Below are 24,059 nucleotides of genomic sequence, written 5' to 3'. Positions count from 1 at the left end.
GTGGCCCCTGTCACGCGCGCGCCCGCTTCTTGGCCGGCGCGCGAGCGGCGGCTCTGGCCGGGGGCGCCTCGGCGATCTTCGCCGCGCGTTTCTTGTCCGAAGAGACGCGCTCGAGGCTCTCGCGCAACGCGTCCATGAGATTGACCACCTTCGGCGGGGTCTCGTCGGCGGGCGTGACGACCTCGCGGCCCTCCACCTTCGCGTCGATGATGCGCCGGAGCTCGTCCTGGTACTCGTCGCGATACTGCGTGAGATCGCCCTCGCTCTCGAAGCTGCCGATCACCTGCTTCGCGAGCTTCACTTCCTCGGGCTTGATCCGCGCCGGCACCGTCTTCAACTCGTCGATGGCCGACATCGACCGCACCTCGCTGGCGTGGCGCAGCGTGAGCATCACGAGCCCGTTCTCGCGCGGCTGGATCGCGACGAGGTACTCGCGCCCATAGAGCGCCAGCTTGCCGATCGCCGCCTTGCCCGCCATGCCTTCGCGGATGACGGCGAACGCCTCGGCCGCCACCTGCCCGTCCGGCGCGAGGTAGTACGGTCTCTCGACGTACACGGGATCGATCGTGGCGGCGTCGGCGAACTGCACGATGTTGATCACGCGCGTCGATTGCGGGCGGACCTTCGCGATGTCCTCGTCCTCGACCGTGACGTAGCGTCCCTTGTCGAACTCATAGCCCTTCACGAGATCCGTGTTCGGAACCTCTTTCTGGCACACCGGACACCACTTCTTCTGCTGAATGCGGCTCCCGCATTCCCGATGGAGCTGGTTGAAGCTGATGGTGGCCGCCGCGTCCGTGGCTGGGAACACACGGACGGGGATGTTGACCAGACTGATTTTCAGAAAGCCCTTCCACGTCGACCGTGCTGCCATGGGTGCTCCGGGGACATTATCGGCTGCGGCGTGCGGAAATGTATCCGTGCACGGAAGTGCACGCGCCGAGCACGCATCCGGCGTAGGCTGTCCGCATGCCCTCCCGCTGGCGCGCGGAACCGGCGGCCATCCGTCCGATGCTCGCCTCGCTCGCGGCGCCGCCCCTCGCGCAGCCCGGCCTCGTCTACGAGCCGAAGTACGACGGCATTCGCGCGCTCGTGGACGTGCGCCCGCCGGCGCGAAAGGGCGCCGATCCTGTGGTGGCGCTCTACTCGCGCAACGGCCGCGAGAAGCACGTCCAGTTCCCCGGCATCGTCCGCACGCTGGCCGCGATGGCACGGAGGCTTCCCGGTCCGGTACTGCTCGACGCGGAGATCGTCGCCGTCGACCGGACCGGCACGCCGCTCGGCTTCCAGCACATCCAGCAGCGGATTCACTTGACGTCGCCGGCCGAGATCGAACGCGCCGAACGTCTTCAGCCAACGGCGCTGATCGCGTTCGACCTGCTGCGCGACGGAGACGAAGACCTGCGATCCGATCCGCTGGCGGCCCGCCGGCTCCGGCTCCAGGCGAGGGTCCGGCCGGACGCGCGGCAGCGCCGCTGGGTGCGGCTGAGCGAGCTCGCGGCCGACGACGGCCACGCGCTCCTCGAGCGCGCCCGCCGCGACGGCTGGGAAGGCCTCATCGTCAAGGACGGCGACTCGATCTACCAGAGCGGCAAGCGCACGCCGGCCTGGCGCAAGCTCAAGCTGCTCGAGCAGCAGGAATTCGTCGTCGGCGGCTGGACCGAGCCGCGCGAGTCGCGGGCGCACTTCGGCGCGCTGCTGGTCGGCTACTACGACGATGCGCGCCTGCGCTGGGCGGGCAGCGTGGGCACGGGGTTCGATCAGGCCGAGCTCGTGCGCGTCGGCCGGCTGCTCCGCGATCGCGAGACTCGCGAGAGCCCGTTCGCCGATCGCGTCCGCACGGCGGAGCGCGCGCACTGGGTGCGTCCCGATCTCGTCGCCGAAGTCCGGTTCACGGAATGGACGTCGGACGGGCTGCTCCGGCAGCCGGTCTATCTCGGGATGCGCGAAGACAAAGAGGCGACGTCGGTGCGACGCGAACGAAGAAGGGCAAAGGGCAGAGGGCAAAGGGCAAAGGTAAAGGGGGAAGGGGAAAGGGAGGGGAAAGGGGAAAAGGCAAAGGGAAGCGGGCCACCGCGTCATCGGAACCGGCGCGAGGTCGGGACCGGCACAGGACCGGTGATCGATCAACTGACGGCGCTGGAGGCGTCAGGCAAAGACGGCGAGATCGCGCTGCCGAATGGCGACCTGCTCCGCGTCACGAACCTCCGCAAGGTGTTCTGGCCGAAGGCCGGCCTCACCAAGGGGGACCTGCTTCGTTACTACGCGGAGGTCGCGCCGATGCTGCTGCCGGCGGTCGACGATCGGCCGCTCGTGATGAGGCGGTTTCCGAACGGTGTCGACGGGCCGGCGTTCTATCAGCAACGCCATCCCGAAGACGTCCCGCAGGGCGTTCGGCGCGCGGTGCTGCCAGCCGGCGTCGATCCGATCACCGAAGAAGGGCCTCGCGATCGGTTGATCGGCGGGTCGCTCACGACGCTCCTCTACATGGCGCAAATCGCGGCGATCTCCCAGGACCCGTGGTTCTCCAGGGTCGCCGATCCGCTGCACATGGACTACGCCGCGATCGATCTCGACCCGGGCGACGGCGCGACGTTCGCGCGCGTGCTCGACGTCGCGCGCTGGGTCAAGGACGTCCTCGATCGCTTCCGTATTCCGGCCTGGCCGAAGACGTCGGGCGCGAGCGGGATGCACATCTACATCCCGCTGCCGGCCGCGACCACCTACGACACGGGCCAACTGCTGGGTCGCATGATCGCGACGATGGTGGCGGACGAACACCCGAAGGCCGCGACCGTCGTGCGCGCCGTGCGCAGCCGCCCGCACGGCACGGTCTACGTCGACTTCCTGCAGAACATCCTGGGCAAGACGCTCGCGACCGCCTACTCGGCCCGCGCGAGCGAGTACGCCGGCGTCTCGACGCCGCTCACCTGGAACGAGGTCGAGCGCGGCGTCGATCCGCGCGACTTCACGATCGAGACGGCGCCGGCCCGATTCCGCGCGGCCGGCGATCTCTGGACGGCCTTCCGCACGGCGAAACCGGTGGACCTCGCGGCGCTGACTAGTCGGTGACGGCCTTCACGGCCTCGGCCACGGCCCGCTTCCGGCGCTTCCACGCCGCACGCAGCTTCCGGCGGGTCGCGGCCGACACGCGGAATCCCTTCGGACGGCCGCCTCGTCTCGTCCGCGTCTTGACGAAGTCGACCGCCTCGCCGGCCGTCTCGCCGATTTCGCCGAGCATCGCGCTGGCCGACTGCAGCACGTGCTGCATCTCCTTGGCGAGCTCCGCGCGCTGCTGCTTCCACTGCTCGAACCGCACCGCAATGCGGCCGAGCGCCGCGCCGACGTTCTCGGCGGTCACCCCGAGCGAATCCCTCTTACGACGTGCTTTCTTGGCCATGTATGTCTCAGGTCCTCATGTCAATGGAAAGAACGGGCGCCTAGGCCGCACCGAGGCGCACCAGTTGCCCCGAGCGGCAGGAGCGGTACACGGCGTCCACGATCTCGAGCGCCGCGTAGCCGTCCTCGCCGGCGATGGCGGGACGCCGGCCGGTCCGGATCGCCTCCGCGAAGTCCAGGAACTGCCGTTCGAACGGCTCGAGCGAGATCGCCATCGGATCCGACGCGCCGGACGCCACGTTCTGCGCCAGCGGCGGCGGCTCGCCCTCGTCGTCTGCGACGTCCCACGCGGTGAGCCGATCGCCGGAGACGATGGCCGTGCCCTTCGTCCCGTGCAGCTCGAGCCGCTCCGTGTACCCCGGCGCGAAGGCCGTGGACGCCTGGATGACGCCGGTCGCCCCGGTCTCGAACCGGAGCAGCGCGTTGACCACGTCCTCCGATTCGATGCGATGGACGGCGCCGAGCTGCCACATCGCGGCGACCTCGCGCACCGGCCCGAAGAGCCAGCGCAGCATGTCCACCTGGTGGATGCCCTGGTTGATCAGCGCGCCGCCGCCTTCCCCTGCCCAGCTCCCCTTCACGGGCCGCGCGTAGTACGCGTCCGTGCGGTGCCATTTCACGTACGCATCGCCCTCGAGCAGCCGTCCCAGCCGGCCAGCGCGAATCGCGCTCGACAGGAACTGCATCGCATCGTCGAAGCGGTGCTGGCTGACGACGGCGAACGGCAGGTTGACGGACCGCGCGAGCTCGACCATCTCGCGCGCGACGTCGAGCGTGGTCGCGATCGGTTTCTGCACCTGCAGCGGCTTGCGAAACGCGACGCAGTCGCGCAGCACGTCGAGCCGCACGCCGGGCAGCGTGCAGAGATCGACGACGTCGACTTCAGGATGACGGCACACGGCGTGCGCGTCCTCCACGAGCTCCGTGTCGTGCGCCGTCGCGAACGCCCGCCCGGCCTGCTCGTTGATGTCGGTGCAGGCCCGCACCGTGAATCCGATGGCCCGATACGCGCGCGCGTGCAAGTTCGCGATCGCGCCGGTACCGATGATGCCCACTCTCAACGCTGGTTCTCCCTGATGGACGTCATGCCGTCGCCCGGCGCGTCCGGTCTGATGCTACCTGAGTTCCGCATCGGTCCACGGCCGGGCGCGGCCGGCCGTCGCGGCGCGCACACGCTCAATCGCGGCGGGATCGACCGCGGACGCCGTCAGGCCCCACGCTCGCCGGATGTACGTCAGCACGCTCGCGATCTGATCGTCGCCGAGCGTCGCGCCGAGCGGCGGCATGAGCCCGACGCTGCCCTCCTTGCCGTGCAGCAACACGCGCGCGAGCACCGGGACGTCGCCCGCGACGAGCGCCGAGTCGACGAGGCTCGGCGCGACACGGTCGAGCCCGCGACCGTTCGCCTGATGACAGCCCTGACAGACGGCCTCGTAGACGCGCTGGCCCTCGGCGAATCGCCGCGTTTCGTCGGCGGTGAGGGGCGCGACGGCCGCGCCCGACACGCCAGGCTTGCCCGGCCACGCGACGCGTTCGAGCACGCGCGCCGCACGCCGGCCCAATGCGCTGTCCGCGGAGGCCAGCGTCACCAGCACCGGCGGCGCGCCGAGCGTCATCGCCGGCCCTCCGGCACGGGCCGACGCGGCCGCCCCGCCCTCGCCGAGCACTTCGGGAAACGCGCGCGCACCGCCCGGGCCGCCGCGCCCGCCTGGGCACGTCGGGCACGGCGCCGCCGTCGCCGGTGCAGCCGCCGCCCGGCGCACGCTTCCCGGCGGGAGGGCGCCGGTCAACGCGATCTCGGTCCCCTCGAGCAGCGCCGCCCGCTGCCACTCGGCACGCGCGGCTGAGACGGTCTTCGTCCAAACCTCCTGCACCCGCGGCTCCTGCTTCGATCGGATCACGGTCGCGGCGATCATCGCGATCGCGGCGCGACGCTCCGGCGTCTCGACCGTGCCTTCGAGCAACCGATCGAGCACCGCGGTCTCGGCGCCGCGCATCCCGCTGAGCGCCGCGTCGACGACGATGGGATCGCCGGCGGCACGATCGAGGAGCGCGGCCAGCGCACGCTCGCGCAGTCCCGCCGGCAGCTCGCCCAGCGTGGCGGCGAGCTGCGCGCGCACGTTCCAGTCGCGCTCGTCGAGCCGCGCCAGGAGCGCCGCCTGCACCGTCGCGTCTCCGACGAACGCTTCCGCGAGACGAACGGCGGACGTGCGCACGTCGCGCGATCCGTCGGACAGCGCCCGAACGACGTCGGCCGGCGTCAGCGCGTCGAGTCCTTCCAGCGTCCAGAGCGCGTGCAGCCGCGTCCGCGCCGGTGCGGCGCTCGTGGCCAACGCGCGCAGCGCCGGCGCGACGCGGCGATCGCCGCGTTCCACCATCAGACGCTGGGCCGTGTCGCGCCACCAGCCGTTGAGATGCGACAGCGCGGCCACGAGCTGGGCGCCCGTGGCCCGGCCGAGCGCCGGCCGCGGGCCGGGCCGCGTGCTGTCGTGGACCACGCGGAAGATCCGGCCGAGCGACACCGGCTGTTCGACCTGGTGCGACACGATGTAGTCGCGCAGGTACTCGGTGATGTACGCCTTGTGCTGGATGATGCCGCGGTACATGTCGATCACGTACAGCGTGCCGTCGGGCGCGGACGACAGGTGGACGGGCCGAAAGCGCTCGTCGGTCGACGCGATGAACTCGGCGCCGTCGTACGCCTTGCGTGCGCTCAGCCCCCGCCCGTCGTCCTCGACGACGATCCGGCTCACGAGGTTGGCCGAGGGCTCGACGACGAAGACGTTGCCGTAGAGCTCGGCCGGAAGACGGTCGCCGCGATAGACGGTGGGCGCGGCGACGGCGGTGAAGCGGGCCAGCCGGCCGTCGTCACGGAGGATGCCGGCCTGGTAGCCGCGGTTCACGCCGGGCGTCGGACGCGCGGGCCAGACGATGTCGATCGCATCATCGGCGCCGCCGAGCGACTCGTAGCTGCCCCGCGTGCGCACGAGATCGGGGTTCCGCGCGTAGTACGGCGTCGGCACCACGTCGACGTGCAGCGCCGACTCGTTCGTGTTGCGATAGAGCCGGCCGGCGTCGTCCTGCGTCACGCCCCACTGCCCGCGCGGCAGCGTCGGCCGAACGTCGAAGGCGCCCTGTTTCAACCTCAGGACGATGTCGCCTTCGGACGTGTGAATCCAGTTGTCGAGCGTCCACGTGAGCGAGTTCAGGTTGTGCTCGACGACGGCGTCGCGCCGTCCGTAGCGGTCGGTGACGAGCAGCCGGCTGTCGGCCCTGAAGTCGCCGTTCTCGTCGCGCATCAGCCAGAGATACGGGGGCTCGCCCACCAGGACGCCGCGTTCGAGCACTTTGATCGCGCGCGGGAGCACCAGGCCATCGGCGAACACCGTCCGCCGATCCATCCGGCCGTCGGCATCGGCGTCCTCGAGGACGACGACACGACCCGTCGGCGCGTGCTCGTCGGAGGCGCGGATATCGGTCATGTATCCGGGCATCTCGACGACCCACAGCCGTCCGTCCGCGTCCCAGTCGATGGCGACCGGGTCCTGGACGAGCGGCTCGGCGGCAACGAGCTCCACGCGATATCCGACGGGCAAGGCGAAGGTTGCGATCTCGCCGGCCGGCGTGCGCACCGGCGGCGGCACCGTTTGTCGAGCCGACAACGTCACCGCCGCGGCGACGCACAAGACGGCCGCGGCCGGAATCCAGGACCTGGGCATGCGCAGAAAATAGTAGTCCGAAAAGCAGCGATATCATGCGTGGAGCCGTGATGCGCTGGACGAGCCGGGAGTGCCTGACGTGAGCGCCGTGATCGGGCGAGGCGTGCTCGATGGCTATCTCACGGCCGCGGACGTCGCCGCGCTGACGCGTGACGGCCTCGCGGCGCTGGATGTCGACGGACGCCGCGTGCTGATGATCGTGCCAGACGGCACGCGCACGATGCCGTTGCCCATGATGTTCGGCCTGCTGGAATCGGCGCTCGCGCCCCGCACCGCCGCTCTCGACGTCCTCGTCGCGCTCGGCACGCACGCACCGATGAGCGACGCGCAGCTCGGCGAGCTGATCGGCCGTCCGGTGGTGAACGGCCGGACCGGGCCGCATCGGATCTTCAATCACCAGTGGGACGACCCGTCGACGTTCCTCCAGATCGGCACGCTCCCGGCGCGCGAGGTCGAGCAGATCACCGGCGGCCGCCTGCGCGCGGACGTACCGGTGGCCCTCAACCGGCTCGTCGCGGAATACGACCATCTCATCGTCTGCGGCCCGGTGTTCCCGCACGAGGTCGTCGGGTTCTCGGGAGGGACGAAGTACCTCTTTCCTGGCATCGCGGCGCCGCCGATCATCCACTTCACGCACTGGCTCGGCGCGCTGATCACGAGCTACGACGTGATCGGCACCATCGACACGCCCGTGCGTGCGGTGATCGATCGGGCAGCGGCGCGGCTCGACACGCCGCTGTCGCTCGTGGCCCTGGTGGTGACGCACGAGGGCGTCGCGGGCGTCTTCTGCGGCGACGTGCACGAGGCGTGGCGCGAGGCGGCCCGTCTCTCCAGCCACCGGCACATCGTCTGGCTCGATCGGCCGGTCGATCGGGTGCTGGCGATGATGCCGCCGATGTACCAGGATCTGTGGACGGCCGCCAAGGGGATGTACAAGACGGAGCCGGCCGTTGCCGACGGCGGCGAAGTGGTGATCTACGCGCCGCACGTCGACGAGGTGAGCCACGTGCACGGCCGGCTGATCGAGGAGATCGGCTATCACTGCCGGGACTACTTCCTGGCGCAATGGGACCGGTTCGGCCGCTATCCGGGCGGCGTCCTCGCGCACTCGACGCACGTCAAAGGGTTGGGCGACTACGACGCGGCGACCGGCCGCGAGACGCCGCGCATCACCGTCACGCTCGCGACGGCGATTCCCGAGGCGCGGTGCGACCGCATCAACCTGGGCTACCTCGATCCGGCGACGGTCGTGCCCGACGAGTGGGCCGGCGACGACACGCTGGTCGTGCCGCGCGCGGGCGAGCTGCTGTTTCGGGTCGGCGCCCCCCCGCGCCTCTGAGGACGAGGATGAGCCAGCACATCGGCGTGGTGGGGCTCGGCGTCATGGGCGCCAACCTGGCCCGCAACATCGACGGCAAAGGGTTCGGGGTCGCGGGCTACGACGCGGACCCGGCGAAGACGAAGGCGTTTCTCGACGGCCCGGCGCGCGGCACCCGCATCGTCGGCGTCGGGTCGCCCGAAGAGCTCGCCCGCGTGCTCGAGCGCCCGCGGCGCATCCTGATCATGGTGCCGGCCGGCTCGGCCGTCGACGGCGTCATCGCGCGGCTCGCGCCGCACTGTGAGCCGGGCGACATCCTCATCGACGGCGGCAATTCCCTCTTCTCCGACACGGATCGGCGATCGGATGAGCTCGACGCCAAGCGGCTGCACTTCGTCGGCACCGGCGTGTCGGGCGGCGAAGAGGGCGCCTTGCACGGCCCGTCGATCATGCCGGGCGGATCCGAGGACGCGTGGCAGGCGCTGGCGCCGATCTTCCGCGCCATCGCCGCGAAGGCCGATGACGGCGACCCGTGCGTGGCCCACATGGGACCGCGCGGCGCGGGGCACTACGTGAAGATGGTGCACAACGGCATCGAGTACGGCGACATGCAGCTCATCGCCGAGGTGTACGACCTGCTCGGCCGCGGCGCCGGGATGCCGGCCGCGGACATCGGCGCGGTGTTCGCCGAGTGGAACGCGGGCGAGCTGCAGTCCTACCTCGTCGAGATCACGGCACGCGTGCTCGGCGTCACCGATCCGGACACGGGCCGGCCGATCGTGGACGTGATCCTCGACGAAGCCCAGCAGAAGGGCACCGGCAAGTGGATGAGCCAGAACGGCTTCGACGTCGGCGCGGCGATTCCGACCATCAACGCCGCCGTCGAGGCGCGCCTGATCTCGGCGCTGAAGTCCGAGCGCGTCGCGGCGAGCCGCGTGCTCGCCGGGCCGTCGTCCCGCCCGCGAATCGATCGCGCCGCGCTCGTCGCCGCGCTCCGCGATGCGCTGTACGCGAGCAAGATCGTCTCCTACGCCCAGGGCATGGCGATGCTGCGGCTCGCCTCCGTCGAGTACGGCTACGGCATCGATCCGGCCGCCGTCGCGCGGATCTGGCGCGCGGGCTGCATCATCCGCGCGACGCTGCTCGGCGACATCCGCGACGCATTCCGGCGAGACGCGGCGCTCGCGAACCTGATGCGCGACGACGCGTTCCGTGACGCCCTCGCGGTGCGCCAGGACGGCTGGCGCCACGCCGTCCAGACGGCGGTCGCGCTCGGCATCCCGGCGCCGGCGATGAGCGCCTCGCTCGCGTACTACGACGCGTACCGCAGCGAGCGGCTGCCCGCCAATCTGACGCAGGCACAGCGCGACTTCTTCGGCGCTCACACGTACCGCCGCCTCGATCGCGACGGCACCTTTCACACACAGTGGTCATGACGCCAGCGCTTCCCATTCCACCGGCCGGCACATTCGACTTCCTCGCGCTCGGCGCGCTCGTGCATCGCCTCGATCCGGGCCTGCTGCCGTTCCACAAGGCGCACCGGTGCACGATCCACGTGAGCGGCGGCGAGTTCAACACCGCCGCCAACCTCGCGGACTGCTTCAAGCTCCGCACGGCCGTCGCGAGCGCGATGGTCGAGTACCCCATCGGCGCGCTCGTGGCGGAACGCGTGCGCGCGATGGGCGTGACGCCCTTCTACAGGCACTTCGCGCACGACGGCGCCCGCGGCCCCAACATCGCGACGGTGTACAGCGATCTCGGCTACGGCGTGCGGCCGCCGGTCGTCTTCTACAATCGCGCGAACGAGGCCGCCGCGCGGCTGCAGCCGGGCGACTTCGACTGGGACGCGATCTTCGCGGAAGGCGTCCGCTGGTTCCACAGCGGCGGCATCTTCGCCGCGCTCTCGGACACGACGCCCGAGCTCATCATCGAGGGCATGACGGCCGCGCGGCGCCACGGCGCGATCGTGTCGTTCGATCTGAACTACCGCGAGAAGCTCTGGAACGCGAGCGGCGGCCCGGCGCGCGCGCGCGACGTGCTCGGCCGGATCGTCCAGCTCGTCGACGTGCTCGTCGGCAACGAGGAGGATCTGCAGAAGGGCCTCGGCGTGGCCGGCCCGGACGTGACGACGACGTCGAAGCTGGATCCGAGCGTCTTCTTCCACCTGATCGACGCGGTGATCGACCGGCACCCGCAGATCAAAGTGGTCGCGACGACCTTGCGCGACGTGCATTCGACGAACCGCCACCAGTGGGGCGCGGTGGCCTGGATTCAGGGCCGCCAGCACCGGTCGCCGACCTGCGATCTCGACGTGCACGATCGGGTGGGCGGCGGCGACGGGTTCGCCGCAGGCTTCTTCTATGGCCTGCTGACGGGCGAATCTCCGGAGGAGGCGGTGCGCCTCGGCTGGGCCCACGGCGCCCTGATCACGACGTTCCCGGGCGACACCACGATGGCGACGTTGGATCAGGTGCGGGCCTTCGCCAGAGGCGGCAGCGCGCGCATCCAGCGATAGCGCCGGGTCGGGCTACAGCGCCAGCGCCTTCCTGCAGTACTCCACGCACTTCGCCATCTCGAGCATCCGGAAGCCCGGCGCCACCGGATACTCGAATTCGATCGTCGCCTGGATGTGGCGCCACTTCCGGTCGCGGATGAGCTGCAGCGCGGCGACGATGGGCGTGTCGCCCTCGCCGAAGGGAACGTTCACCCCGTTGTCCTTCTTCCGATCCTTGACGTGGACGTGCGTGATGCGCGCGTGGTGCTCGGCGAGGAAGTCGAGCACGGGCGGCGTGTGCCCGCCGGCGACGTAGTGGCCGAGATCCAGGTTCGCCCCGTTGTACTTCGAGGAGCCGAAGGCCTCGGCCCACTGCGCCGGCCCGGTCTCGGCATGCCCGTGGTAGCCGACCATCAGCTCGTGCTTCTCGGCGAACTGCCCGAGGCGGTCCGCCTGCGCGACGTCGATCTCGCACGAGAGGGCGCGCGCGCCCAGCGTCTTCGCGAGCACGAAGCCGTAGTCGATCTCGTCGTCGGTGCGGGCGTAGATGCCGTCGAACTTGACGATCTCGATGGCGACGCCGGCCTGTTCGTACATCCGCCGGAACTCGCGCACGCGGCTCATCGGCAAGGCGAGCCGCGCCGTGCGGAGCTGGGCGGCTGCACGCCGTTGCTCGGCGATCTGCTCCGGCGAGGCATTACGGCCGCTCGCTGACGCGGCCTTGATGAGCGATGACGGGATGCCGAGGAACAGCTCCACGGGCTGCGATCGCAGCTCGACGGCGCTCACGCCGAGATGGAGGCAGCGCTCGAGCACCTCGCCGGCGCTCATGAAGTTGTTGCCGAAGTTGTAGGGAACGTTCAATCCGATCTGGACGCCCGACACCCTGGAATTCGGCTTGCGCTGTCCGGCCGCGGCGGCCGGCGCCGCCAGCCCGGCCGCGATCGGCCAGATGCCGGCCATTGCTCGACCGAATTCCCGTCTGCTGTATGCCATCAGGGCGCTCCCGTGCTGCACGAGTGAGAGGGACCACGTGCCGGCGACGCCATTCCCCACCGACGATCGGTGCGCCGCTCCGCGTGCCGGAGCGGAGCTCGACGAGAGCCTGGTCGGCCAAGGGTCAGGAGGGCCGCATCTTACCAGACTGGCCGCTACTCTGATGCAGTACGGTCCCGGTCACTCGGGCAGGCTGCCGGCGATGTCGTCGAGGCCGACGCCGAGCACCTTGCGAGCGATGATGTCCAACTCGGACGGCGGGCCTTGAAGGTGCAGCGTGCGGTGCCGGTGGGACATCGAGGCGCCGGGCCGCAGCGCGGCCGCCGGCGACGAGGACTCGATCTCGTAGAACGGGCCGAGCGGCGGCTGCCCTGGCCCGAGCGGGCCGTCGTTGTAGCTGTTGATGACGTCGCCACCGTACGGATCCTGCTGCAACGCCCACATCGAGTTGACGTAGCCGGCCGGAGCGTCGGGCAGCGAGAACTGGATCAGGGTCAGCAGCCGTCCGTCCGGATCGTAGCTGCCCGCCACGTTGCGCGCGCGTGGCCGCGGCACGCCGATCTTGCCGCGCGCCCGTCCGTCGCCGCGGAAAAGGATCGCCCGTTCGCCGATCTTCAGGCGTGAGGCCGGAGGCGCTCCGAAGTACTTGTCGTTGACCACGGGTCCGCGCTCCTCGACGGAACCCGGCTCGTACGGGATCACGACCGTGGTGCGCGGCGCCGGCCGGAGCATGCCGAGAATCCAGATCGACATGAGACCGGTCTCCTTCCGCCACGCTGCGCTGCCGGTGTTCGTGATCCGGTTGTCGGACTCGTACGCGACGACGCTCGTGCCTGGACCGGGCTCGACGCCGAGCGCCTCGACGAGCGCCGGGCGATCCAGCAGTCGCACCAGCCGATCGACGCGCACGTCGAATGACGTCCCCGCGTAGTTGCGCAGGGTCATCGTCTTCGTGAACGACACGTCACGCGGGCCTTGCGAGGCGACCGGCCACGCGCCCCAGTCGATCGCGGCCGGCACCTGCCAGTGCTCCGTATCGAAGGCGGCGCCGGGCGGGAAATACAGCGCGTACTGGCCGCCTTCGGGGCCGACCCAGAAGCGATCCTCGCCACCGACGACGCTCATGTGGGGCTGCGGCCGCCCGGCCTCGATGCCGGCGCGATGGACGTAGCCGAAGCTCGCACCGTCGGGCCCGGCCGCCGTGCTCGTCATCACGCGCCCCTGGTACTCGGGCGACACCGCCACCTGCGCGCGCCCATCCTCGCTCGCGAGCACGACGACCGCGCCATGGGCACGGATGAAGGCCAGGTCGTCGCCGAACGATCCAGCACGTGTCGCAGCCACGGACGCCTCCTCGGACCGCGGCGCCTCGCTGCGCCCGCAGCCCGCGCTCCCGATCGCGATCCCCACCAGAATGACGAGCGAGCCGAGCGATCTCTCAGTCACGTTGTTTGGCCTTTCCCTTTTCCCTTTTCCCTTTCCCCTTTCCCCTTCCTTTTCCCTTTCCCCTTCACCTTTGCCCTCTGCCCTTTGCCCTTTGCCCTTTCAAATCCCCGCTCCCGCGTCGAAGACGTCGCTTCTCGCCAGCGCCTGCGTGATCTGGCTGCCGGGCGGTACGCTGCGCGTGAGCCAGACGTTGCCGCCGATCGTCGAGCCTTTCCCGATCGTCACGCGTCCGAGGATCGTCGCCCCCGCGTAGATCACCACGTCGTCCTCGACCACGGGATGGCGCGGGACGCCCTTGACGAGCGCGCCGTGCGCGTCCACTTCGAAGCGCTTGGCGCCGAGGGTCACGGCTTGGTACAGCCGCACCCGCTCGCCGACGACCGCGGTTTCGCCGATGACCACGCCCGTGCCGTGGTCGATGAAGAAGCTGGCGCCGATCGTCGCGCCGGGATGGATGTCCACGGCGGTCTCCGAGTGCGCGATGTCCGAGATCATGCGGGCGATGAGCGGCGCGCCGAGCCGATCGAGCACGTGTGCGAGACGGTAGTGCACGACGGCCGTGACGCCCGGATAGCACAGCAGGATCTCGTCGATGTGCTTGGCCGCGGGGTCGCCGCGGTAGGCCGCCACGAGATCGCTTTCGAGCAGCGCCCGCACGACCGGCAGCTCGCCGGCGAACGCGCGCACGATGTCGCTGGCGCGCGCGTCGTGATCGGCGGCATCGGCGCCCGCGCGGCGCGCCGCGCCGCGCAGTTCGCGGCACACCTGATCGCGCAGCGCGGCGAGCGTCGTGTCGAGCGTCCGGCTCACGAACCGGTCCAGCCCGGCCTCCGTGAGATCCGCGTCGCCGAAGTGCATCGGAAAGAGCGCGGCGCGCAGCCCGTCGAGGACGTGGGTCACGGCCGCCCGCGAGGGCAGCGGCTCGTCGACGCCGCGCAGCTCGGGCGCGGCGCCCACGCCGGATCGTCCCGGACGCAGTGCGGCGACGAGGCGATCGATGTCCCAGGCCGGCCGATCGCGGCGCTCGCCGCCGGCCGGCGACGTCATATCGCGACCCCCGACGCGTCGAACATGCCCTCGAAGAGCACGGTGCTGAGATAGCGCTCGCCGGAGTCCGGCAGCACGACGACGATCGTCTTGTCGCGAAGCTCGGGACGTTTGGCCACACGCGCCGCCACCGCCACCGCCGCGCCGCACGAGATGCCCGAGAGGATGCCCTCCTCACGCGTCAGCCGCCGGGCGTACTCGATTGCCTCCTCGTTCGTGACCTGTTCGATCTCGTCCACGAGCGACATGTCGAGCACGTCGGGCACGAAGCCGGCGCCGATGCCCTGAATCTTGTGCGGCGACGGCTTGAGCGGTTCGCCGGCGCGCGCCTGCGTGAGCACCGGGCTGGCGGTCGGCTCGACGGCGATCGAGAGGATGGGCTTCCGCTTCGTGTGCTTGATGAAGCGCGACACGCCGGTGATCGTCCCGCCCGTCCCGATGCCCGACACGAACACGTCGACGGACCCGCCGGTGTCGTCCCAGATCTCCGGGCCGGTCGTCGACTCGTGCACGGCAGGGTTCGCGGGGTTCTTGAACTGCTGCAGCAGCACGTAGCGGTTCGGATCGGACGCGGCGATCTCCTCGGCCTTCGCGATGGCGCCGGCCATGCCCTTGGGACCCTCCGTCAGCACGAGCTTCGCGCCGTAGGCCACGAGCAGCTTCCGCCGCTCCACGCTCATCGTCTCCGGCATCGTGAGCGTGATGGGAATCCGGCGGGCCGCGGCGACGAACGCGAGCGCGATACCGGTATTGCCGCTCGTCGGCTCGATCAGTTCCTTGCCGGGGCCGAGCAGCCCGCGCAGCTCCGCGTCCCAGACCATGGCGGCGCCGATCCGGCACTTGACGGAGTAGGCGGGATTGCGCCCCTCGATCTTCGCCAGCACGGTGGCGGGCGCACCGTCGAGGACCCGGTGCAGTCGCACGAGCGGCGTGCGTCCGATCGAACGTGAGTTGTCTTCGTACCAGTTGGGCATGAGCGGCTCCGATCGCGGGCTGAAGACGCTATTGTAGCGGCGTGCGGACGCGCTGGGTGCTCGCGGGAGCGGCGGCGGCCCCGGCAGCGGCGCTGCTGGTGCTGGCCGCGGGCGCGAGGCTGTCGATCGCGATCGGTCCACTGGCCCTGACGGTGAACGACTACCGCAAGCCGCTTGCCGCCGGTGCAGTGGCCGCCGCGCTGCTGCTCGCGTACGGCTGGCCGATGCCGCGCTGGCGCCGATCGGCGATCGCGCTCCTCGCGGGTATCGGGCTCGCTGGCGCCGTCGCCTACGCGCGCGGCGCGGCACCCGTGATCACGAATGCCGACTTCGCCGTCGGCGAGCTCTACGTGCAACTGGCCACCGAGGGCCGACTGCTCGCCGGTCCCTACTCGCGCTACGGCTGGCACCACCCCGGGCCGGTGTACTTCTATCTCGCGGCACCGTTCTACGCGCTGGCCGGACGGCACGCGCTCGTGCTCTTCGCGATGGCGCTCGCGATCAACGTCGTGGCGGTCGCAGTCGTTTTCTGGACGATCGCGCGCGAGCCCGGCCAGCGGATGGCCGGCGTGCTCGTCACGCTGGCATGCGTCGGTCTCGCGTGGCGGGCGCCGGCGCTGATGGCCAGCCCCTGGACCGCGCACGTGCCGGTGCTGCTCAGCCTCGCCGTTCTCGCGATGGCGGCCGCGATCGCGAGCGGCCGAGTGCGGCTGTTGCCTGCCCTGGCGATCGCCGGCAGCGTCGTCACACACACTCACGTGGGATTCGTCCCTGTCGTCGTGGCGACCGCGGCGACGGCGCTCGCGATGCACGCCGTGCGATCGCGCGCACGCGATCGTTCCGTGCGGACGTGGCTCAATCGCGCCGCGTGGTGCGCGGCGCTGCTCTGGTTGCCGGTGACGAGCGACGCCGTGGCACACGACGGCGGCAACGCCCTGTCACTCTGGCGATTCTTCGTCAGCGACGCCGCGGTGCCGCACCCGTTTCGCGACGCCGTGCTGACCTGGGCGTACGGGCTGACGGGTCTCCTGAGGCCCGACTTCAGCCTGGCGTGGGGTGCGCATTTCGAACGCACCGGCCTCGCCTGGGCACTGCCGTGCGCCATCGGGCAGGTGCTGCTGCTCGGCGCAATCGCGATGCGCGGCGATCGATCGGGCCGGCCGTTCGAGACGTCCTTGGCGACCGTGGCGCTCGTCGCGTCGGTGACGAGCCTGTGGGCGGTCACGCGGATTCGCGGCGACGTCCTGGACCACGACGTCTTCAGGCTGGCCGCGCTCGGGGCGTTCAATCTCGGCGTGATCGCCGCCTGCGCGCTGCGCATCGTCGCCGAGCGCGTTCGAATGCCGGCCGTCCCGCGCGGCGCGTGGATCGCCGTCGTGCTGCTGACGCTCGGCGGCACGGCCCTCCTCGCGATGCGGCAGCTCGAGGAGCTGACAGGATTCGAGCGGCGCCATCCCAACGTCGCGATGACGAACGCCTACACCGCCATCCGCCGATACATCGACGCCGAGGGGATCGGCCGGCCGCTCATCCGGATTGGCGAGGATCGCTGGGGCGACGCAGCGGGTATCCTGCTGCGGCTGACCAAGGACGGCACGAGCGTCGCGGTCGAGGAGCGGTGGACGTGGATGTTCACCGACGCGTTCGGCCCGACCGGCGCCGAAGATGCCGTGATCAGCTTGGCCGATCTCGAGTTGCACCGAAGGCTGCGCGGCGAGCCGGGAACGACGGTGCTCTTCGAATCGCATCCGCTGTTCGTGGACGCAGTGAAGATCCGCTGACGCGCGGCCGTTCGCAGAAGAAGACGTTGCGCACGCGGCGAACGATGCGCCAGCCCTGCTGCGGCGCCGGCTCGTCGCCTGGCGCGAGCCGGACGACGACCGCGACGGCGCGATCGCCGGCCGTCATGGCGAAGGTCCCGAGCGCGCGTCCCTCACGGTGCAGGACCGGACAGTCGGCCGACCCGCCGCTGACGAACCGGCCGGTGCTCGCGAGATCGGGATCGATGCCCGCCGCCCAGACTTCCGCCACCGCGCGCGCCACGCGGTCTCCCGCCGAACCGGGCGGCGGCGCCACGCAGTTCTGCAGGTCCGTCGTCGTCGCCGGATCGAAGCTCGAGAACCCGCCGTGTAGGCACGCACCCGCGGCGGCGAGCTCGGCGAGCGCCACGTAGTCCGCGTAGTCCTCGGGGGTGGCCTCGTCCATGCGGATGGGCTCGCCGGCGATGGCGGGCAGAAGCGTCGCGGCGTGGCCGGGGAACCCCAATCGCGCGACGTCGATGAGCTGCATCGCGTGCCGCGGCCACTCGCCGTCTCGCGCCGTGTGGTGCGTCGTGAACTGCAGATAGCGGCCCGGCGCCGACGGCGGCTCGTTCTGCGCGGCGGCGGAGCGCGTCCACGGCGCGCCGGTCAGCCACCCGGCTGGGAAGCGCTCGGCGAGGCGGCCGTTCTTCCAGTCCTCGTTCACCAGCTCGCCGAGCGCGCCCTTGCCGCGCAGCGCGGCGGCTACCCGGCGCACGTGCGCGTCTTGCTCGTCCCGCGAGAGCCGCACCGCCGATCCGTCGATCTGATCGCACAGCGCCACGAGGTGGAGCACGAGACCGCGACGGTTGAGCCACTCGACGAGGCTTGCCAGCGTCTCGTCATAGCCCGGCGTTCGCCGCGGCGAGAAGTTCAGGTTGCCCCACATGGCGAAGACGCGCCAGGCATTCGCACCGAGCCCCAGCGTCCAGGAAGCGTAGCGGTCGAGCTTGTCCCACCGGCCGCCGACGACGTCGTGAAGCGCGGTGAATGCCGTCACGCCCCGGTACTTCCAGATCGATCCGTCCGGCTGCCGGAAGGCTCCGTCACGGACGTGAAGCGGCGCGGCGGCGACGTTCATCCTTCTTCCATCGTAGACGCGCGCGGTGTCGTGTGTTCGGCAGAGCGAACTGACATGACGAGACGAGGCGAGCGCGTCGGCGGGCGCGACAGCGCAGAGCGCAGCGCCGCTACTTCAAGCCCAACGTCTTGCCGGCAGAGAGCCGCGCGATCGATTCGCGAATGCGCCGCTCGCGCGTCTCGGGCCGCTTGGCGGTGTGGATCCACGCGACGAAATGGCGCCGGTGTGTCGGGGAGAGGGTCTGGAAGTGCTGCCACGCCCTCACGTTTCGCCTGAACGCGTTGGCGATGTAGCACGGCAGCGTCGGGACCGCAGGTTTGGGCGCGTAGCGGTTCGCCGAAGGCGCCGCCGCGAGGCCGGGCGCGGCGAGCAGGCCCTCCGTTTCGAGCTCGGTCCAACGCCGGCGGTTGATCTCGGACCAGTTGCTCGCCGGCCTGCGCGGCGTGATTTTGAGGACGTAGCGGTCAGCGTCCAGACGTCTGACGAGGCTGTCGATCCAACCGAAGCAGAGCGCCTCGCGAACGATCTCCTCGTAGGACATCGACTCGACGCCCGTGTGCTGTTTGTGCCGAACGAGCCAGATGCCGGGGCTCGACGCGTGGTTCTTCGCCAGCCACGCCCGCCACTGCTGCCGCGTTCGCACGTCGACCGTGATGAGAGCCGTCATCTCCGACACACCTCGGGTTTCGGCGGCGCGCGCAGCCGTCGTGGCATTGGGCGACACCGGGGCGCAATCCCGCGTCGGCAGTCGTCCTACCAGCGTCGCGCCGGAAGGGCGGCGATCCACGTCGCGATGTCGAGCACGACGGTCTCGCTGACGTGACCCGGCGTGTTGTATTCGGCCGGCACGCTCTTACCGGTCCCAGCCACGAACAGGTGGTTGAGACCGGCGTAGGATCGGAAGACCACGTCGGTGCGAGCCGCAAGCGCCGACTTCCACCGGGAGAACTCCTCCATCGTCACTTGGTAGTCCCGCTCTCCTTGGAGCAGGAGCATCGGTTGCGTCACCTGCACGGCGGCGACCGGCGGATCGTAGCCGCGCAGATCGAGCCAATACGACGCGGTGGCGCCGAAGATGCGTTCCGGCTTCGACACGTCTTCCGGACGCAAGGCGTCGACACGGGCCATCACCTGTTCGATCTCACTGATCTGGGCTCGTTCCTCCGCGCTGACGACGCCATCGACTTGGGCCAGATACCGCGCCTGCTCGACCACGGCCCGCGGCATCGGCCGGGCCGCGCCAGCCATCACGACGAACCCGGCAACTGGCGGTGCCACCGCGGCGATCCGGGGCACGAGCATTCCGCCGAGGCTGTGGCCGAGCACGACGATCCGATTCGGATCCACGCCCGGAGTGCTCCTGAGCAACTGAACCGCCGCGACCGCGTCGTCAATCGTTTCCTCCTTGACGGTGAGGCCGGGCAGGTCACGCATCAGGTCGACATGCACCCGCGTGCGTTTGTCGTACCGCAGCACGGCAATCCCCCGAGACGCGAGTCCAAGCGCCAGATCCTTGAACTGCTTGATTTGCCCGACCGTGGCATCCCGATCGCCAGGGCCTGATCCGTGCACGAGCACCACGGCTGGCACCGGGCCCGGGCCGGACGGCATCGTCAGCGTCGCTGGCAACGCCCATTGGCCCATGCCGACGGTGACGGCCGACTCCTTGTAGGCGCTGGGACTCGCATAGGCCGGGGGCGCATACGTCACGGCCTGCACCGCCGGGCGGACGGCCAGCCCTCCGACCAGGTTCGCCGGGTTCACGGTGACGTGCACGTCGAACGTCGCACGCTCGAACGCGCACGTGACGGCGACGACGGAGAGCACGCCGCGTGGCACGACTGCCGCGGAGATTTGCCGCTGGAACGGGCCTGCCTGCGCCGTAAGGCTGTTCCACGTCGCACGCAGCCGATCGACGGACATCGCGGCCTTCATCTGAGGCGTGAACGACTCGAAGGCGTCCGCGTACTGACCGCCAGCCAGCAGGGTGACGAACGCGCGGGCACGCGCCTCTGGACTCTCTGCCACTCCCTGCGCCTGCGAGGACTGCGGACCGGCAGCGAAGGCCACGACGCCCGTGACGAGGACACCCCGCACCAGAAACGCGATAGCTTGGCGAATCGACATCGGGGACGTTTTTCGTCGCAGCACGGATGGTTGCGGCCCGTCGAAGCTGCCGAGTGTAGCGTGACGGACCTGTCCACGACAGAATAGCCGTGATTCATGCGCGAGTATCTCGAGCAGCTCCTGATCGTGCTGGCCATCGGGTCGGGCATTGCCATTCTGGCCAAGCGCCTCAACGCGCCGTACAACGTGGCGCTCGTCGTCGTCGGCCTGCTGCTCGTCCTGATGGACGTCCTGCCGCGCACGACGATGGATCCGAACGTCGTGCTGCTGCTCTTCCTTCCGATCCTCGTCTTTCAAGGGGCGTTGTCGGCCGACGACGTCAACATGAAGCGGGCGGCGCGTCCGATTCTCGCGCTGGCCGTGCCCGGCGTCGCCATTTCGCTCCTGGCCACGGCGACCCTTGCGGCGTGGGAGATCGGCCTGCCCTTCGCGGTGGCGCTCCTGCTCGGCGCGGTGCTCGCCATCACCGACACGGTGAGCGTGCTGCTGGCGTTCCGCAGCGTTCGCGTGCCGCACAAGCTGGCGGCCATCATGGAGGGCGAGAGCCTCTTCAACGACGGCACGGCGCTCGTGCTCGTCACCGTCTGTGCCACCGTCGTCATGCAGGGGTACGCCGAGCCGGCGGCGATCGCCCGGATGCTGCTCGTCGCGATCGTCGCGGGCGTGCTGCTCGGTGCGGTGGGCGGGACGGTCGGCGCGTTCGTCCTTCGTCACGCCCCGGACGATCTGACCGCGATCCTGGCGTCGCTCGTCGCCGTCTTCGCGACATCACTGCTCACCGAGCACCTTCACGGTTCGGCGGTGATCGCCGTCGTCGTGGCCGGCGTGCTGGTGGGCCACGAGATGCGCCTGCACCTCGAGCCGTCGCGGGTCCTGGCGCTGCAGGGATTCTGGGAAGTGGCGGCCTTCGTCATCAACGTCTGGCTGTTCCTTCTCGTCGGTATTCAGTTGAGCGGCGACATGCTCGTCCGTGAAGCCTGGCCCATCCTGCTCGCCGTGGTGGCGCTGCACGCGGGCCGTGCCGTCGCCGTCTACGTCTGCTTCGGCACGCTGCATCTGTCCGGGCAGAGCGTGCCGTGGCGGTGGCAACACGTGATGGTGTTCGGCAACGTCAAGGGCGCGCTCTCGATGGCGGCGGTGCTGGCGTTGCCGCAGGACATCGTCTATCGCGATCGGCTCATCGCGATCGTGTTCGGCGTCACGCTGGTGACGCTCTTGACGCAGGCCTTGCCGTTCCGCCGGTTCCTGACGTGGCTGGGCGTCGCCGGAGAGGTCGAGTCGCGTCAGGTCGACGACGCGCGGGCGGTGCTGATCAGCGCCCGGCGCGCGCAGCTCGAGCTCGACCAACTGCTCGCCTCCGGGCTGATCTCCCGGCGCGACCATGCCGAACGTCGCGCGGCGTTCCAGCGCGACATCATCGAGGCCGAGCGCACGCTGCGTACCGCACGCCTGCACCCGCATCGTGACGTCGTGTTGCCCGCGGTGGTGATCGCGCAGAAGGCCGCCATCCTCGACGCCGCTCGGCGGGGTTTGATCACGGAACGCACCGCGAGCGAGCACGTCGCCTCGCTCGACGAGCGGTTTCTCGACGTGACCACGGGTGAACACTCGACGGAGGGCGAACGATGAAGATTCTCATGGTCGGCGCGGGCCGGGCCGGCCTCGAGGTCGCGGTCCAGTTGTCGCGCATGGGACACGCGGTCACCATCGTGGACACCGACGCGATGGTCGCCCGCCGCGCCTCCGAGCAGTTCGGGCTCGTGGCCATCGCCGGGGATGCCACGACGGCCGAGGTGCTCGACGATGCCGCGATCGGGCAGATGGACATCGTCGTCGCGATGCTGCGGCGCGACGCCGACAACCTCGCGGTCGCGCTCCTCGCCCGCTCCGCCGGCGTCGAACGGGTGATGGTGCGGATGCGGGACAACGCCTACCGGTCGATCTACGCGAAGGCCGGGATCGATCGCGTGCTGTCGGAGACCGATCTCATCACCGGCGCGATCGCGATGGCCGTCGAGCACGATGCCATCCGTCACGCGATGCTCATCGGCGACGGCACGGCCATCGCGTTCGAGCTGACGATTCCCGCCGGCAGCGTCGCGGCTGGCCGCAGCGTGATGGAGCTGGCGGCTCGGCCGGACTTCCCGAAGTCCGGCGTCTTCGCCGCGCTCTATCGTGAGGGTGGCGGCGTCGAAGCGCCGCGCGGATCGTCGGTCATCGACGCCGGCACGACCGTGTTGCTCGTCGCACAACGCGATGAAGTGAGCCATGCGATCACCGCCCTCACGGCTCCGGCCGCGGCGGAGGCGACCTCTCGGCGTTCGTAGCGTTCTTCGACAAGGACGTGAAGCGGTGACGAAGATCAGCGACCTCCATCGCCGATGGAGCAAGGACGCCGACTACGAGGACGCCTATGATGCGCTAGGGGAGAAGTTCGACCTCGCCCGTGCGTTGATCGAGGCCCGCACTGCGGCCGGTCTGTCGCAGGCGCAGTTGGCCAAGCGCATGAAGACCTCGCAGTCCTACATCGCGCGCATCGAAGGAGGACGGGTGCGTCCGTCAACGGACGCACTGGAGCGCTTCGCGCATGCGACGCACACGCGGCTGCGGATCGTGTTCGAGCCGCAGCCCGTTGGATGATTCCCTGTACGCGTTCGCGGCGTGAGCGACCAATCTTGCGTCGCTTCTGTCTCCGCCAGCCCGAGAAGACGAACACCGAGCGATGAGCGCCTTCAGTTCGTCCGGGCTCAACGTTCCGACACGCGTCCCGACGCGTGTCCGCCCCGAGAAGCTCGAGACGTCCGTGGTATATTCGTGTGGTATATCTCAAACGGAGCTGACAATGGAAACGGCCAAGGTCTTCTGGTCGGGACGATCGCAGGCCGTGAGGCTGCCGCGTGCCTTCCGCGTCGAAGCCGGCGAAGTCCGGATCCGACGACGTGGCCGGGCGATCGTGCTCGAACCGATTCCCGAATCATGGGAGTGGCTCGATGCCCTCGCAGGCGACGTCGACGAAGACTTCGCGTCGGCTGTCCGCGAACAGCCCGAGGGGACGGAGCGGCCCGGGCTCGGCACGGTGTTCCGCTAATGAGGTATCTCCTGGACGCGAACGCCATCATTGCCCTACTGAACGACACGACGTCGCCGATCGCCAGACGCGTTCGTCGCCACGCGCCCCGCGATTTCGGTGTGCCGGCGGTCGTCATGCACGAGCTGTACTACGGAGCGTTCAAGAGTCAACGGGTAGAACAGAATGTCGCCCGTGTGGACGCGCTGCAGTTCCCGGTGTTGGAGTTCGATGAGGAGGATGCCCGGCAGGCCGGGCAAGTCCGAGCACAGCTCGCGTCGAAGGGAACGCCGATTGGTCCGTACGACGTCTTGATTGCAGGCCAGGCCAAGGCTCGCGAGCTGACGCTCGTCACCCACAACACCAGCGAATTCCAGCGAGTGCCTGGTTTGAAAGTCGAGGACTGGAAGGGACCAGCGGCGGATCGGCGGCAGCGCAGGAACAATCCGTGACGAGATCGATGATCTCCACCGTGGGTAGCGCGACGACGCCGACGGCAAGGGAGCTCATGACACTCTGGCAGACGCTGAAGTTTCGCGGGCTGGGATCGGCGCCGGAGCTGGTTACGGCAGGTCGAAGGGCAGAGCGCGCG

21 protein-coding genes are annotated in these 24,059 nt (G+C 70.0%); 10 read left to right on the top strand and 11 right to left on the bottom strand.

What is annotated here, in order from left to right:
* Positions 1–10: 10 nt before the first annotated feature.
* On the bottom strand, positions 11–874 hold the full coding sequence (locus tag IT184_11655) for a Ku protein (GenBank protein MCC7009463.1): 864 nt from the start codon (positions 872–874) through the stop codon (positions 11–13).
* 95 nt (positions 875–969) lie between these two features.
* Between IT184_11655 and ligD the strand changes: the two genes are divergently transcribed.
* Positions 970–3,072, top strand: a complete 2,103-nt coding sequence (gene ligD, locus IT184_11650) for a DNA ligase D (protein MCC7009462.1) — start codon at positions 970–972, stop codon at positions 3,070–3,072.
* Here the strand turns inward: ligD and IT184_11645 are convergent.
* The 3 genes from IT184_11645 to IT184_11635 form a co-directional block, all read right to left on the bottom strand.
* Positions 3,062–3,361, bottom strand: coding sequence for a hypothetical protein (locus IT184_11645; GenBank protein ID MCC7009461.1), 300 nt, complete (start codon positions 3,359–3,361; stop codon positions 3,062–3,064). The genes ligD and IT184_11645 overlap by 11 nt on opposite strands.
* A gap of 79 nt (positions 3,362–3,440) precedes the next feature.
* Complete coding sequence (locus IT184_11640) at positions 3,441–4,460, bottom strand: Gfo/Idh/MocA family oxidoreductase (protein MCC7009460.1); 1,020 nt, start codon at positions 4,458–4,460, stop codon at positions 3,441–3,443.
* 54 nt (positions 4,461–4,514) lie between these two features.
* Positions 4,515–7,118 (bottom strand): c-type cytochrome, encoded by a 2,604-nt coding sequence (locus tag IT184_11635; GenBank protein MCC7009459.1) that lies wholly within the window; start codon positions 7,116–7,118, stop codon positions 4,515–4,517.
* 193 nt (positions 7,119–7,311) lie between these two features.
* On the opposite strand from IT184_11635, the gene IT184_11630 reads away from it, so the two are divergent.
* The 3 genes from IT184_11630 to IT184_11620 are packed head-to-tail and all read left to right on the top strand — an operon-like array spanning position 7,312 to position 10,951.
* The gene (locus tag IT184_11630; GenBank protein MCC7009458.1) at positions 7,312–8,457 is read left to right on the top strand and encodes a DUF2088 domain-containing protein; all 1,146 of its coding nucleotides are present in this window, start codon (positions 7,312–7,314) and stop codon (positions 8,455–8,457) included.
* Positions 8,458–8,465: 8 nt separating this feature from the next.
* Positions 8,466–9,872: an NADP-dependent phosphogluconate dehydrogenase gene (gndA, locus tag IT184_11625; GenBank protein ID MCC7009457.1), complete on the top strand. Its 1,407-nt coding sequence runs from the start codon at positions 8,466–8,468 to the stop codon at positions 9,870–9,872.
* A complete protein-coding gene (locus tag IT184_11620; protein MCC7009456.1) occupies positions 9,869–10,951 on the top strand; it encodes a sugar kinase in 1,083 nt (360 codons plus the stop codon). Before gndA ends, IT184_11620 begins: the two co-directional genes overlap by 4 nt.
* A 12-nt stretch (positions 10,952–10,963) precedes the next feature.
* Here the strand turns inward: IT184_11620 and IT184_11615 are convergent, their stop codons facing one another.
* From IT184_11615 to cysK, 4 genes are all read right to left on the bottom strand, one after another.
* Entirely contained in the window at positions 10,964–11,893 is a 930-nt protein-coding gene (locus IT184_11615) for a TIM barrel protein (GenBank protein ID MCC7009455.1), read from the bottom strand.
* 213 nt (positions 11,894–12,106) lie between these two features.
* A complete protein-coding gene (locus tag IT184_11610) occupies positions 12,107–13,270 on the bottom strand; it encodes a hypothetical protein (GenBank protein ID MCC7009454.1) in 1,164 nt (387 codons plus the stop codon).
* A 201-nt stretch (positions 13,271–13,471) separates the two neighbouring features.
* Positions 13,472–14,419: a serine acetyltransferase gene (locus IT184_11605; GenBank protein ID MCC7009453.1), complete on the bottom strand. Its 948-nt coding sequence runs from the start codon at positions 14,417–14,419 to the stop codon at positions 13,472–13,474.
* Complete coding sequence (gene cysK, locus IT184_11600) at positions 14,416–15,393, bottom strand: cysteine synthase A (GenBank protein MCC7009452.1); 978 nt, start codon at positions 15,391–15,393, stop codon at positions 14,416–14,418. Before cysK ends, IT184_11605 begins: the two co-directional genes overlap by 4 nt.
* A 41-nt stretch (positions 15,394–15,434) precedes the next feature.
* Between cysK and IT184_11595 the strand changes: the two genes are divergently transcribed.
* Positions 15,435–17,174 (top strand): hypothetical protein, encoded by a 1,740-nt coding sequence (locus IT184_11595; GenBank protein MCC7009451.1) that lies wholly within the window; start codon positions 15,435–15,437, stop codon positions 17,172–17,174.
* On the opposite strand, the gene IT184_11590 is transcribed toward IT184_11595, so the two are convergent.
* The 3 genes from IT184_11590 to IT184_11580 all read right to left on the bottom strand — a co-directional run bounded on the left by IT184_11590 (position 17,068) and on the right by IT184_11580 (position 20,400).
* Positions 17,068–18,273: a hypothetical protein gene (locus IT184_11590; GenBank protein ID MCC7009450.1), complete on the bottom strand. Its 1,206-nt coding sequence runs from the start codon at positions 18,271–18,273 to the stop codon at positions 17,068–17,070. The genes IT184_11595 and IT184_11590 overlap by 107 nt on opposite strands.
* 109 nt (positions 18,274–18,382) lie before the next feature.
* A complete protein-coding gene (locus IT184_11585; protein ID MCC7009449.1) occupies positions 18,383–18,940 on the bottom strand; it encodes a YdeI/OmpD-associated family protein in 558 nt (185 codons plus the stop codon).
* A gap of 86 nt (positions 18,941–19,026) precedes the next feature.
* Positions 19,027–20,400, bottom strand: coding sequence for an alpha/beta fold hydrolase (locus tag IT184_11580; GenBank protein ID MCC7009448.1), 1,374 nt, complete (start codon positions 20,398–20,400; stop codon positions 19,027–19,029).
* A gap of 96 nt (positions 20,401–20,496) precedes the next feature.
* On the opposite strand from IT184_11580, the gene IT184_11575 reads away from it, so the two are divergent.
* The 5 genes from IT184_11575 to IT184_11555 all read left to right on the top strand — a co-directional run bounded on the left by IT184_11575 (position 20,497) and on the right by IT184_11555 (position 23,919).
* On the top strand, positions 20,497–22,029 hold the full coding sequence (locus IT184_11575; GenBank protein MCC7009447.1) for a sodium:proton antiporter: 1,533 nt from the start codon (positions 20,497–20,499) through the stop codon (positions 22,027–22,029).
* Positions 22,026–22,727, top strand: a complete 702-nt coding sequence (locus tag IT184_11570; GenBank protein ID MCC7009446.1) for a TrkA family potassium uptake protein — start codon at positions 22,026–22,028, stop codon at positions 22,725–22,727. Before IT184_11575 ends, IT184_11570 begins: the two co-directional genes overlap by 4 nt.
* Positions 22,728–22,752: 25 nt before the next feature.
* Entirely contained in the window at positions 22,753–23,040 is a 288-nt protein-coding gene (locus IT184_11565) for a helix-turn-helix transcriptional regulator (GenBank protein MCC7009445.1), read from the top strand.
* 202 nt (positions 23,041–23,242) lie between these two features.
* On the top strand, positions 23,243–23,488 hold the full coding sequence (locus tag IT184_11560; protein MCC7009444.1) for an antitoxin: 246 nt from the start codon (positions 23,243–23,245) through the stop codon (positions 23,486–23,488).
* Entirely contained in the window at positions 23,488–23,919 is a 432-nt protein-coding gene (locus tag IT184_11555) for a type II toxin-antitoxin system VapC family toxin (protein MCC7009443.1), read from the top strand. Before IT184_11560 ends, IT184_11555 begins: the two co-directional genes overlap by 1 nt.
* Positions 23,920–24,059: the final 140 nt, after the last annotated feature.

It is taken from the genome of Acidobacteriota bacterium (assembly GCA_020853395.1).
In the GTDB taxonomy this organism is placed as follows: domain Bacteria; phylum Acidobacteriota; class Vicinamibacteria; order Vicinamibacterales; family SCN-69-37; genus JADYYY01.
Note: the sequence above shows the minus strand (reverse complement) of the source record. Positions and strands in the feature narration are given on the sequence as shown.

Excerpts from the sequence above, each read along its gene's own strand:
- IT184_11655 (MCC7009463.1), bottom strand. The coding sequence starts at position 874 with ATGGCAGCACGGTCGACGTGGAAGGGCTTTCTGAAAATCAGTCTGGTC.
- ligD (MCC7009462.1), top strand. The coding sequence starts at position 970 with ATGCCCTCCCGCTGGCGCGCGGAACCGGCGGCCATCCGTCCGATGCTC.
- IT184_11635 (MCC7009459.1), bottom strand. The coding sequence starts at position 7,118 with ATGCCCAGGTCCTGGATTCCGGCCGCGGCCGTCTTGTGCGTCGCCGCG.
- IT184_11630 (MCC7009458.1), top strand. The coding sequence starts at position 7,312 with ATGATCGTGCCAGACGGCACGCGCACGATGCCGTTGCCCATGATGTTC.
- gndA (MCC7009457.1), top strand. The coding sequence starts at position 8,466 with ATGAGCCAGCACATCGGCGTGGTGGGGCTCGGCGTCATGGGCGCCAAC.
- IT184_11620 (MCC7009456.1), top strand. The coding sequence starts at position 9,869 with ATGACGCCAGCGCTTCCCATTCCACCGGCCGGCACATTCGACTTCCTC.
- IT184_11615 (MCC7009455.1), bottom strand. The coding sequence starts at position 11,893 with ATGGCCGGCATCTGGCCGATCGCGGCCGGGCTGGCGGCGCCGGCCGCC.
- IT184_11605 (MCC7009453.1), bottom strand. The coding sequence starts at position 14,419 with ATGACGTCGCCGGCCGGCGGCGAGCGCCGCGATCGGCCGGCCTGGGAC.
- cysK (MCC7009452.1), bottom strand. The coding sequence starts at position 15,393 with ATGCCCAACTGGTACGAAGACAACTCACGTTCGATCGGACGCACGCCG.
- IT184_11590 (MCC7009450.1), bottom strand. The coding sequence starts at position 18,273 with ATGAACGTCGCCGCCGCGCCGCTTCACGTCCGTGACGGAGCCTTCCGG.
- IT184_11585 (MCC7009449.1), bottom strand. The coding sequence starts at position 18,940 with ATGACGGCTCTCATCACGGTCGACGTGCGAACGCGGCAGCAGTGGCGG.
- IT184_11580 (MCC7009448.1), bottom strand. The coding sequence starts at position 20,400 with ATGTCGATTCGCCAAGCTATCGCGTTTCTGGTGCGGGGTGTCCTCGTC.
- IT184_11575 (MCC7009447.1), top strand. The coding sequence starts at position 20,497 with ATGCGCGAGTATCTCGAGCAGCTCCTGATCGTGCTGGCCATCGGGTCG.
- IT184_11570 (MCC7009446.1), top strand. The coding sequence starts at position 22,026 with ATGAAGATTCTCATGGTCGGCGCGGGCCGGGCCGGCCTCGAGGTCGCG.
- IT184_11560 (MCC7009444.1), top strand. The coding sequence starts at position 23,243 with ATGGAAACGGCCAAGGTCTTCTGGTCGGGACGATCGCAGGCCGTGAGG.
- IT184_11555 (MCC7009443.1), top strand. The coding sequence starts at position 23,488 with ATGAGGTATCTCCTGGACGCGAACGCCATCATTGCCCTACTGAACGAC.